We start from the raw sequence: 11652 nt of genomic DNA on the forward strand, positions 1-11652 counted from the left end.
TAGCTATGGCAAACAAACAACATCTCAATAACTTTGTGGCAGATCAGGAACATTACGACGATGTTCCTGACACCTGGATGAAGTGCATGCTAAGAGGCGACTTTAAAAAGGCCTGGCAGTTTAGCGACAAGGCTATGGCTGAAGGGGTAAACCGCGATATTAACTTGCCGAGACATTTCCAAAATATTTGGGATGGTACCCCGCTGAATGGTAAGCGCGTACTGGTGCGGTGTTATCATGGTTTGGGAGATACGATACAGTTTATCAGGTATGTGCCTAAATTAAGGCAGATTGCTAAAGAGGTTATTGTATGGGCGCAACCCGCGCTGTTGGATTTGCTTAAGAGCGTAAACGGCATAGACCGGTTAATACCTTTACATGATGGTGCACCGGATGTAGAGTATGACGTTGATATAGAGGTAATGGAGTTGCCTTATATATTCCGGTCGACTATAGAAACGCTTCCTTCAGAGGTCCCTTATTTGCAAGTGTCGCCCACAATTTTAGCAAATAACAGCCATCTGTCAGTAGGCATTGTTTGGAGAGCTGGAAACTGGAACCCGGGCCGTTGCCTGCCTTTCTCTGCTGTTAAGCCGTTGCTGGACAGGCATGATGTCAACTTTTACATTCTGCAAGATGATGCGGTTAACGCCGGATGGGATAAATCATCAGGAGTTCACCCCGGAAGCTTTAATCTTTATGATTATGCCCGAGTTATTTCAGGCCTCGATCTGTTGATAACAGTGGACTCAATGCCGGCACATTTGGCAGGCGCATTAAATGTACCCGTATGGACATTGCTGCACGCTGATCCGGACTGGCGATGGATGAGCAATGGTGATTACAGCCCCTGGTATCCGTCAATGCGCTTATTCAGGCAGCAAGAACAAGGCAATTGGAGTTCCGTTGTAGACCGGGTTTCATTTGAGTTGAGCAAGCTCGTGCATGCGTCCGCTATTCGCCCAGTTGCTTAAAGCGGGTCATCATTTCACTTTTTTTACCCTGATGATACGCTACACCATGATAAAAGGCAGCCACTAAACGTGCCCATCCTAAATAAATCGCGGGTACGCCCATCTTCCTGCTTAACCAAAAGAATTTGTGGCTCCATTTGGAGATGTTGAAGCGAACGCGATAAATCCTTTTGCGATCGGGTGCTGGCCTTTTAGCATCTGCTTTTACTCGTTTTACAGGCTGAATTCCTTTTGCTGCCCAGGTGAGCCGGTATGCAAGGCCTTCTCGTCGTTGCCTTAAGCCCGCCGCTTGGGTGTTCTCTATAAACTCATTATCAACTTCCTGTAGCTGTAACCGCTGTGTTTGTATCGCCTCCGAAACAATTTGCTCAATTAATGGCGAACGAACAACCACTACGTTTGTGCCCTTCCCGTCTGATGAGTATGGCTCTACCCAAGCATCTCCAAAAGAGATATCGGCAGTTTCGGCTACCACATCATCGCAAAAATTGCATGCCGAGTTCATGAAGAATCCCGCACCCCAGTCGCCATCTTTTAAATGCCACCAATCCTGGTTTAACATTCGTCCGTCGTCAAGCTTTAGCATCGCATTGTACCAGTTGGCCGGGCGATCAGGATATTTATACCGGTACTCTACCTGCTCAACCCTTTCTATTGGTACGTTCAGTTGCAAAGCAAAACTCTCAGCAAAGCGTGCGCTTTTCATGTGCCCGCAAAACAAGCCAAGGGTAAAACGTATACGATCATGTAGAATATCATCTTCCTGGCGGAGGAGCTGAATGGCCTTAATCATACAGGGTACAGCAACCACAGCATAACGCCCCGGTGTATTCTTGATTGTATCCACAACGGTTGATAGCTCAACCGGGTAATAACGTGACTTTGCCCCCTGTCGGATTTCCTCTTCGGTGCGGGAGATACGATATTTAAAAAAGCGACCTTCTTCGTTCGGGTTTTCGGTAGCAATAACATGCGCTACCCCATCTATTAACCCACGTCGCATTAGTTCTGTGGCAACCCATGTTACCATTCCGCCAGAACTGCCGTTTATGCGAAAATCCTGCTCGGCAACGTGGCCCACAAAGTTGCTTTGAGTACGGCCTATTGCACTGCTGTGTTTGGGTGCAGCAGGAAAAAGAACCGACGATAAATCGTCTTCATTTTTGGCCATTGGCGAAAACGGACAGGTGGCGGTGAATTGCTCAGTCGCCCGTTCAAACCACTCCTGCGGGCCTTCTGGCTTTAGCTCCCCATGAGCATCAAACTTCATTCTGACACTTATATCCTCGGTTAATGCTTGCGCAACGCAACTCCCGCAGCCAATGCATAATCCGGATTTTACAATGTCTCTCGGACTCACCAGGCCACTCATGAAAGCTCTGCCGTTTTAAGTGTCAAAGCTTCATCAAGAAAGTCATTCGACTGCTTCTGCAACTCACGTATATTCTCGAATATCTGCTCGTCTAAAGGTTCTGACAGGCGTGCGCTGTATACATGTGCAGCAGTGCCATCAGCTATAAGGTGCTTTTCGCCGCCAACAGTTTTCATTAGTCCCTGCACTTTATTGCTACGGTAGGTAGATAGTTCACACACAAACGGCTTTGCGTTATTAAGTGCGAAAACGCAACCATGGAAAAAGTTAGTGATAACACATTGTGATAAGGCAATGAAGTTCGCGAAATCGTGCGGATCTGCTGTTAACCACTGCTCATCGGCCCAATCATTACGATAGCCTATGCTGATTAACGGCGTGCCGGTACGTTCAGCCCAGGCCTTTACTTCTTTTATGAAAAAGTCTGAAAAGTTATGGCCGTATACAGCTGCAAATGGTTGTTTGATATTGCTTAGATCCCGTTTATCGGCATTAATTGGGAACTGCAGGCATGGATCCAGCACAAAGGCAGGCTCAACACCGAGTGCATTTTTAACAATAGTAGCTGAGTTATCGTCCCGAACGGAAATGTTGTCAAAATTATAAAGCTTCTTTGCCCAGTCGGGGTCTAACCCCCACGAAGAAGAGTAATTTCCAAAACTGGCTGCGTAAGATATCAGGTGCTTTGCTCTTAACCCATCGCCATAAAACAAAGGGCAGTAGCTATACCATGGGTGAGACAGGTTCCAGACCTCATCACTGCCAACTACAACAACATCATATTCTTCCATTTTAGACGGATCATCCAGCGGGAAAGGTTTTGATAATGGCATTTTATCAAACAACTTAAAGAACTTCTCCATTTTTTCGCGATAAAGAGGCCTGTCGCCAGCAGGTACCGGCGTTGGTAGAACGGGTTGCAGGCCGCATTTCCATTCAGAAAAGTTTACGCGGCTGGAGTGATGATCAAGAATCTCAACCTCATGACCTCGTTCCTGCAGACCTTCTGCAAGGCAGCGGGATTGCCAGTAACTGCCGTAATTTATACACCGGTGAAATGTAAGCACACCTATTTTAAGGGAAATAGCGGATTTGTTGTTCAAGGTAATTAATTTAAATGTTCGATAAGTACGCGGTTGGTCAACTTAAAACAAATACTTATCTATTAAGTTTAGCTTTACATGACCAAAATTTTACTTGTACGCCATGCAGTAACAAATCTTACCGGAACTCACCTGCTTGGACGCACGCCGGGGGTACCTTTAAGTAAGCAAGGAATGGTACAGGCTGAGTCTTTGGCAAAGAAGTTATCAGTTGCCGGCGCCTCTGCTGTTTTTAGCAGCCCCATACAGCGGGTAGAGGAAACAGCAAGGCCGATTGCCCAAGCATTAAACCTTACCTGTAACATCCTTGGGGATTTACAAGAACTGGATTTTGGCGACTGGACAAACAAAACCATTTCAGAACTTGAAGGTGATGAGCAATTTAAGCTCTTTAATACCTTCCGCAGCGGCACCCGCATTCCGGGTGGGGAGTTGATGCTGGAAGCGCAGACCCGCATAGTATCTGCCTTAGAGAGGTTGCGCAACGAGCATGTTAATGACACCATAATAGTAGTAAGCCACTCCGACATCATAAAAGCTGCTTTGGCTTTTTACCTGGGTATGCCTATAGATATGATGCAGCGCATCGAGATCAGCCCGGCATCGGTATCGGTACTGGAGTTGTATCCGGAAACAGCGCGCGTTACATTGTTAAATGACATCTCCGACCTTTAGCCCAAGTGTTCAAAAGTGTTCAGTTTTTTTTGTGCCAGGGGCATAAATTGCATTTTTGAACACTCTTTGTAAACCATCAAAAAAGGGTTCAAATAACATCAATTTGGCGGTTTTAGGCTTAAAGTGTAAGCGCACACCTTTAAAAACCACACCAATTTACACGGCCATTTTCACTTTTATTTGCATGATATAGGTGAAAATACAGGTGTGAAAATCCTAAAATGAAAAGAAAAAAGGGCTGCCTTAAATCGTTAAGACAGCCCTTTAATATTGATGGGCAACGGTTATTTCTGTGCGTCTTTCTCAGGTGCCTTATTAATCAGGTCCATAAACTGGTCCAGCTTAGGGGTGATGATAATTTGAGTACGCCTGTTTTGCGCCTTGCCGCTTGGGGTGCTGTTATCGGCAATCGGGTTATACTCGCCACGGCCGCCTGCTGTTAAACGTTTCGGGTCAACCTGGTAGTTGTTCTGCAACACCTGCACTACTGATGACGCCCTGAGTGCGCTCAGGTCCCAGTTGTTACGGATGTTCTTTTGTGAGATCGGCACGTTATCCGTGTTTCCTTCTATCAGCACATCGTAGTTGCTGTAGTCTTTTATGATTTTAGCAATCTTGCTAAGGGTTTGGCCGGCCTGGTCATTCACTTCGTAGCTGCCGGATTTGTACAGCATGTTGTCTGCAAGGGAAATATAAACCACACCTTTTAACACCTTCACGTCAACATCCTTCATTTCCTGCTGACTGAGTGAGCGGGTAAGGTTATTGGTAAGCACCATGTTAAGCGAGTCGCTCTTGTTCTTGGCATTAACCAGCTGCTGTATATATTTATTTGACGCGTTAATTTCATCAACCAGTTTAGATATATTTACGTTGCCCTGGCTGCTGGAGTTCAAACACTTGCTTAAAGCATCCTGCAATTGTTTGGCGTTCGCCCTTTCGGAGTTCAGTTGTTCTTCAAGGCTGGTTATTCGGCCGTTAGCTACGGCAAAGTTGCGTTCTGTTAATAAGTATTTACCGCGCATTTCGCGTGTATTGCTGTCCAGTTTGTCATAACTGGCCTGTAGGTCCTTGTACTTTTTGGAGCTTACGCAACTTGATACCATTACAGCCGCAATAAATAGCGCCGGAATTGTTAGTTGGAGTTTCATAATGTTATAGGATTGGGTTTATTAAATATTTAACAGTTAGTAATAACCTGCTCCATGCGAAAAAGTTTTGTTTAGCCGAAAAAGTCGCTGTATGACAGTTATTTAGCTGTTGGTTAAACGGGCGGCACTTATAATTTAAATAATAGCATATCGCAACTGTATTTTTCGAAATGACATCCGCAAACAACAAAAAAAGCGTAATCTGCATAAAATAATACCGAAGGGCAACAATGCAGGCCTTTGTTACCGTATAAGTTGACTCCTAATGTTTTAAACCGATCCAGCGTCTATAATGCTCTTTAAGTACATACGCAATATAATATTGCTCGCCGTAGCCAATTGCCTTTTAGTTCTGTCGGTATTTGCGTCACCACGCAGCCGGGGTGTAGATAGCATTAAAACCCTCTTGAATGCCCCTGCCGGGGACAGCTTGTTTGGCGATACTGTGAAGGTAAACCGCCTGATTCGGCTGGCATCCAACTACTTTCAGTCGAACCCCGATAGCGCATTTTACTTCGCCCAAAAGGGTGTGGAATTGGCCAGGAAGATAAACTATCCCGAAGGCATTGCTAATGGCCTGCTGCAAACCGGCCATGTAAACTATTTTAAAGGACGGTCAGACCCTGCTAAGCGCGATTTAGAGGAAGCGATAGCAATATTTAAGCAGCTTAAGAACGACAAAGGGCTAAGCGCGGCATATGTATCGTTAGGGAGAATGTATAATCTGCTGGCTAATTACCATGATGCGCTTAAATACCTAAACCTGGCACTGGTTATTAATAAGCGTATAGACGATGAACCTGCGCTAACCAATAACTATAAAAATATTGGTGTGATATACTACAGCCAGGGCGAACTTTCTAAAGCGCTCGATTTTTACTACAAAGGGCTTTACATCGCCGTAAAAAATCAATACCGTATACCCTCGGCAGAGTTGTATAACAATATTGGCGTGGTGCTGCAAAGTATGGAGGTTTACCCAACAGCGCTTGAGTATTTCGAAAAAGCATTGCGGCTTTTTAAGGGTACAAAAAGTTACCAGGCAGTTGGTACCGTAAATGAAAATATTGGCGAGGTGCTGCTTGCGCAAAAGCAGTATAAAAAAGCCGTTAACAACCTTACTCAGTCTCTCGCGGTAGCCAAACGGCAGGGGGATATAGATGGCTTATGCTCGTTATACACCGACCTGGGGCTTTGTTTTGCTTATACCAACAACAGTGCAAAAGGACTGCTTTACCTGGACACCGCCGTGCAGCTCTCTCAAAAATACAAGTATGTGTATAATCAGGCTTACGCGCTTATAGGCTTGTCTACGGTGTATAATATGCAGCACAATTATAGCAAGGCGTATGATAATGCCATGCAGGGCTACAAATTAGCCGGGCAGCTTAAAAACATATCGGTACGCGCCAAGGCATCGCAACAACTAAGCGAGACACTTGCGGGGCTTAACAGATTTAATGAAGCCTACAGGTACCTCAACGAGTACCTCTCTATTAAAACTAAGTTGAAAGATAACGAGAGTATACAAAAGCTTACCTCATACAATTATGCGCTGGATTTTTCTACTAAAGAGCGGCAGTTAAAAGAGGAAGAGCGTGACCGCAACCTGTTATTTCAGCAGGAAATAGCCAGGCAGCGTTCCCTTATCATCATATCTTTCGTTGTGATAGTGGCCATGGTCATCATCCTGTTTAGTTATTACAGGCAGAAAAAAGCACAGCAAAAAATAAACGCATTACTGGAGGTAAAAAACAGTGAAGTAATACTGCAAAAGGCCAGCCTGGATGAGCAAACGCATAAGCTGAACGACCTGAATTCTTTAAAGGACCGCTTAATATCTATTCTCGCGCACGACCTTCGGGCACCGTTAAGCACTTTGCGCGGCGTTTTCGACCTATTGCAGGATGAAAGTATTACCCACCAGGAAATGCTGGACATGATACCAGGGGTAATTAAAAACCTTGATTACACATCTGACTTTTTAGATACGCTACTGTTTTGGATAAACAGCCAACTTTCGAGCTTTGCAAACAGTGTCTCTACATTTAGAGTTAAAGACGTTTTAAAATATGAAATAGATAGTTACGTTAATTCAGCCGCTAAAAAGGGAGTTTCGCTTACAGATCAGGTCCCTGCCGGCCTCAGCGCGCTGGCAGATCCAAACTCTATCCGTATAGTTATCCGCAACCTGGTTACCAACGCCATTAAATTTACCGCTAAAGGCGACACCATTGGGGTGTGTGCAATACGCGAGGCCAACAAAGTAGTAATAAGCATTAAAGACTCCGGCTCGGGAATGGACGCGACACAGCTAAGCAAGCTGTTTAAAGAGCGGGTAGATAGCCAGGTAGGCACCAATAAAGAACTGGGTACCGGGTTAGGTTTACTATTTTGTAAAGATCTGATAGAAAGATGTAACGGAAAGATATGGGTAATTAGCGAACAGGGGGTAGGTACCACATTCAGCTTCAGCCTGCCATTAGGGCGCGACTGATGAAACTGTCGTGGTAATAAACCAAAAGAGCCGCACGTGTATACGTGCGGCTCTTTCTTTACTGCTAAATTGGTTACCAGATCTTCACTCGTTTATCAGGGTCCAGCCACATTTTGTCACCTTTTTTGATGTGAAATGCCTCATAAAACTCCGGTACATCGGTAAATGGCCCGTTCACCCGCAAGAAACCGGGAGAGTGTACATCTACCAGTAACTGGTTAGATAAAGCCTCTTTACGGTCGTGCCCCAGCCAGCCAAGCGCATAACCCATAAAGTAGCGCTGTACCGGTGTAAGGCCGTTTATCTTTTTGCCTTCTTTATATTGCTTTGTCTTTTTAAAAGCATCCAGGCCAATAACTATACCGCCAAGGTCGGCAATGTTTTCGCCCAGGGTAGCCTTGCCGTTCACATGCAGGTCGTTAACCTTGTAGCCGTTAAACTGTTGTACCAGCATTTCTGCACGTTGTGCAAACTTTGCCGAATCCTGCGGCGTCCACCAGGCTTTCAGATTCCCTTTTTCGTCGTATTGGCGACCCTGGTCGTCAAAGCCGTGGGTTATTTCGTGGCCAATGGTTGATGCTGCACCATAGCCGTAAACTACAGCATCATCAATATCCTGATCACGTACGCCGGGTACCATAAATATAGCAGCAGGAAGTACAATCTCGTTATTGGACGGATTGTAGTAGGCATTATAGGTTTGCGGTGTCATGCCCCATTCGGTGCGGTCGACCGGTTTGCCAAGCTTAGCCGCGTTTATCTTACGGGTAAATACATTGCCGCGCATTACATTTGCGGCATAAGATGATCGGTCAATCTCCAGGTCGCTGTAATCTCTCCATTTATCCGGGAAGCCCACTTTAGGATATACCTTCGCTAATTTGTCGAAAGCCCTCTTCTTGGTTTCCGCGCTCATCCAGTCCAGTTTTTCTATGTGCTCCTTAAACGATGCGCGCACAGCCTCAACCATATCGGTATACCGCTTTTTGGTTTCCTCAGGGAAGTACTCTTTCACAAATATTTGCCCCAGTACTTCACCCATGATGCTGTTCTCGCGGTCAATAACTTTTTTCCAGCGCGGCAGCTGCGTTTTACGCCCGGAGATAACCGTTCCGTTGAAACGGAAGTCCTCATCTACAATGGCTTTATTAAGATAAGGGCCGTACTCGTCCAGCAGGTTTTTGCGCAGATAGCTTTTCCAGTCATCAATGCTAAATTTGGTTAGAGCCGTGTTCACAGCTTTGTAATACTCGGGCTGCCCAACAATTACCGTGTCCACATTCTTGTAATACATGGCCTCGAAAGTCTCCTTCCAGTTTACCAGCGGCGCCAGTTTAGCTAAATCAGCAACCGGCATTTTATTGTAGTTACGGTAGGGATCGCGCAGGTCTTCCAGCTTACGGCTGTTTTGAGCCAAAAACTTTTCCAGCTCGTATGTTTTTGCGGTTGGTGCTGTGGCATCTGCAACACCAAGAAATTTAAAGAGCGCAGGTAAGTGTTTCTGCTGGTAATCGGTACGTACAGCTGCCGTGTGCTCGTCGGTGTTAAAATAGTAATCTCTATTGGGCAGGCCAATGCCGCTTTGGTAAAGCTGCATTACTATCTTCTCGCTGTTGCGGTCGTCCTGCCCGGCATAAGCTGCAATAGGTGTAGTAACGCCAATGTTAGATAAACTGGCAAATGTCGAAACAAGCTGTTTTACATCTTTAATGGCATCTATACGGGCAAGTTCCTCTTTAAGCGGTGTAAGCCCTTGCTTCTCTATACCCACAGTGTCCATTCCGCTAAAGTAAAAGTCGCCTATCTTTTGCGTGTTGCTTCCTTTTGCGGCATTGGCCGTTAAAGCATCCTCGTTTATCTTCCTGAGTTTATTGCGCAGGTCGTCTTGTACCAGGTTGCCAATACCCCATGAAGAATAAGCCCCCGGGATTGGATTGTTTTTTAGCCAGGTACCATTGGCATACTGGAAAAAGTCGTCGCCGGGTTTAGCGGTGCTGTCCATGTTCTTTGCTAACGGATCATTAGCCGCATAGTCTTTATCGGCGGCTTGTTTACACGAGCCGAGTAACAGGGCTGAGGCGCCAATTACTACCAGGGCTTTTATGTTTACTTTTTTGTTCATTTTTAAGACGGTGTATGTTTAAAAATACAGGAGTTGTATGGTAAAACAGAATTGAGGTGTTAATTATTTGTACATAGTTAATTTAATTTCAGCATAAAAATAAATTATGTGATTCATTAAAGATTATTTTTCTGCAAAGGCAAACACAAAAGTTGTAAGACAATAGAAAAACGCATTGCATCAATCATCACACAAACAGCGTATTTTTTCATAAAATTCTGGTAATCACAATAAAAACTGCGGTTATGATTACTTATGTGACTTTGGCCGGATTGCTTGATGCTTTACTAATGGTTAAAAGATAACAAAATATTGGCGCAAGTTTTGTTTAAAACTACACAGCCCTGCATACATCCTTGAAAATATTGATACATCTACCTATGTAAAAACGTTTTCCGGTGTTCAGGCTAAATTGAATTCTCAGTAGCCCAAGTTGAGATGAATTGTTCTTTTTTTTGGGTTTAATCAATAGTTTAAATTAATTAGGGGAAAAGGGAGCTTCACAAAAAGCTCTCTTTTTTTGTGCTGTAAATTTTGCTATGCGTGCATAATACTTTACTTTAGCCATATGCATTTTGAACTTACCGAAGAACAGTTAATGATACGCCAGGCAGCGCGCGATTTTGCGCAGAACGAGCTGAAGCCTGGTGTGATTGAGCGCGATGAGCACCAGAAATTTCCTGCCGAGCAGATTAAGGCGCTGGGTGAACTTGGCTTTATGGGCATGATGGTTTCGCCGGAGTACGGCGGCAGCGGGATGGATGCAATATCTTACGTGCTGGTAATGGAAGAACTATCAAAGGTAGATGCTTCCGCATCGGTTGTGGTATCGGTAAACAATTCACTTGTATGTTACGGACTGGAAAAATTTGGCACCGAGGAACAAAAGCAAAAATACCTGATGCCTTTAGCGCAGGGCCAGGTTATAGGCGCGTTTTGCCTCAGCGAACCCGAAGCTGGGTCTGATGCTACATCTCAGCGTACAACAGCAATAGACATGGGCGACCATTATCTGCTTAATGGCACCAAGAACTGGATCACCAACGGAAATTCTGCATCTACATATATAGTAATGGCGCAAACTGACGCCTCTAAAAAGCACCGCGGCATTAACGCGCTGATAGTAGAGAAAGGTATGCCCGGCTTCACGGTTGGTGCAAAAGAAAATAAACTGGGGATACGTGGATCAGACACGCATTCGCTGATGTTTACTGATGTAAAAATACCCAAAGAGAACAGAATAGGTGAGGACGGATTTGGGTTTAAGTTTGCTATGGCTACGCTGGAAGGCGGGCGAATAGGGATAGCATCACAAGCGTTAGGCATTGCAGCGGGAGCTTATGAACTATCGGTACAGTATGCAAAGGAGCGCCAGGCATTTGGAAAAACAATAGCCGATCTGCAGGCCATACAATTTAAACTGGCCGATATGGCTACAGAGATAGAAGCTGCGCGTTTGTTATGCTATCGCGCCGCATGGCTTAAAGACAACAAACTGCCTTACGCGCAGGCGGCGTCTATGGCAAAGCTGTTTGCTTCGGAGACGGCCATGAAGACCACCGTAGAAGCTGTCCAGATACATGGCGGCTATGGTTACGTAAAAGAATACCATGTGGAACGCTTGATGCGAGATGCCAAGATTACACAGATATATGAAGGCACGTCAGAAATTCAAAGAATTGTAATATCCCGTGAAGTTTTAAAATAGTTTGCCTGCTTTTATATACTTTTGAAAGTATATAGATTTAGTAGACTATT

Annotated in this window: 8 protein-coding genes; 4 read left to right on the plus strand and 4 right to left on the minus strand. The window is 45.0% G+C overall.

All coding sequences use genetic code 11. From position 1 onward, the window contains the following. Positions 1-5: 5 nt before the first annotated feature. The gene (locus DYU05_RS11465; RefSeq protein WP_117383181.1) at positions 6-974 is read left to right on the plus strand and encodes a glycosyltransferase family 9 protein; all 969 of its coding nucleotides are present in this window, start codon (positions 6-8) and stop codon (positions 972-974) included. Here the strand turns inward: DYU05_RS11465 and DYU05_RS11470 are convergent. Both DYU05_RS11470 and DYU05_RS11475 read right to left on the minus strand, forming a co-directional pair. Further along, the gene (locus DYU05_RS11470; RefSeq protein WP_117383182.1) at positions 955-2346 is read right to left on the minus strand and encodes a Coenzyme F420 hydrogenase/dehydrogenase, beta subunit C-terminal domain; all 1392 of its coding nucleotides are present in this window, start codon (positions 2344-2346) and stop codon (positions 955-957) included. The genes DYU05_RS11465 and DYU05_RS11470 overlap by 20 nt on opposite strands. After that, on the minus strand, positions 2343-3449 hold the full coding sequence (locus DYU05_RS11475; protein ID WP_165852059.1) for a polysaccharide pyruvyl transferase family protein: 1107 nt from the start codon (positions 3447-3449) through the stop codon (positions 2343-2345). Before DYU05_RS11475 ends, DYU05_RS11470 begins: the two co-directional genes overlap by 4 nt. Before the next feature lie 78 nt (positions 3450-3527). Here DYU05_RS11475 and DYU05_RS11480 point away from each other — a divergent pair, with 78 nt between their 5' ends. After that, a complete protein-coding gene (locus DYU05_RS11480) occupies positions 3528-4124 on the plus strand; it encodes a histidine phosphatase family protein (protein ID WP_117383183.1) in 597 nt (198 codons plus the stop codon). Between the two features lie 284 nt (positions 4125-4408). Here the strand turns inward: DYU05_RS11480 and DYU05_RS11485 are convergent, their stop codons facing one another. Next, entirely contained in the window at positions 4409-5278 is an 870-nt protein-coding gene (locus tag DYU05_RS11485; protein ID WP_394339612.1) for an OmpA/MotB family protein, read from the minus strand. A 289-nt stretch (positions 5279-5567) separates the two neighbouring features. On the opposite strand from DYU05_RS11485, the gene DYU05_RS11490 reads away from it, so the two are divergent. Then, positions 5568-7772: a tetratricopeptide repeat-containing sensor histidine kinase gene (locus DYU05_RS11490; protein WP_117383185.1), complete on the plus strand. Its 2205-nt coding sequence runs from the start codon at positions 5568-5570 to the stop codon at positions 7770-7772. A 73-nt stretch (positions 7773-7845) separates the two neighbouring features. Here DYU05_RS11490 and DYU05_RS11495 read toward each other — a convergent pair whose 3' ends face one another. Next, positions 7846-9894, minus strand: a complete 2049-nt coding sequence (locus DYU05_RS11495) for a M13 family metallopeptidase (protein ID WP_117383186.1) — start codon at positions 9892-9894, stop codon at positions 7846-7848. A 568-nt stretch (positions 9895-10462) separates the two neighbouring features. Between DYU05_RS11495 and DYU05_RS11500 the strand changes: the two genes are divergently transcribed. Next, a complete protein-coding gene (locus tag DYU05_RS11500) occupies positions 10463-11602 on the plus strand; it encodes an acyl-CoA dehydrogenase (protein ID WP_117383187.1) in 1140 nt (379 codons plus the stop codon). The last annotated feature ends 50 nt before the right edge of the window (positions 11603-11652 follow it).

Source organism: Mucilaginibacter terrenus (assembly GCF_003432065.1).
Taxonomy (GTDB): Bacteria; Bacteroidota; Bacteroidia; order Sphingobacteriales; family Sphingobacteriaceae; genus Mucilaginibacter; species Mucilaginibacter terrenus.

Bases quoted from the DNA above. Each gene is read 5' to 3' on its own strand.
- DYU05_RS11480 (WP_117383183.1), top strand. From the start codon at position 3,528: ATGACCAAAATTTTACTTGTACGCCATGCAGTAACAAATCTTACCGGA.
- DYU05_RS11500 (WP_117383187.1), top strand. From the start codon at position 10,463: ATGCATTTTGAACTTACCGAAGAACAGTTAATGATACGCCAGGCAGCG.
- DYU05_RS11465 (WP_117383181.1), top strand. From the start codon at position 6: ATGGCAAACAAACAACATCTCAATAACTTTGTGGCAGATCAGGAACAT.
- DYU05_RS11495 (WP_117383186.1), bottom strand. From the start codon at position 9,894: ATGAACAAAAAAGTAAACATAAAAGCCCTGGTAGTAATTGGCGCCTCA.
- DYU05_RS11490 (WP_117383185.1), top strand. From the start codon at position 5,568: ATGCTCTTTAAGTACATACGCAATATAATATTGCTCGCCGTAGCCAAT.
- DYU05_RS11470 (WP_117383182.1), bottom strand. From the start codon at position 2,346: ATGAGTGGCCTGGTGAGTCCGAGAGACATTGTAAAATCCGGATTATGC.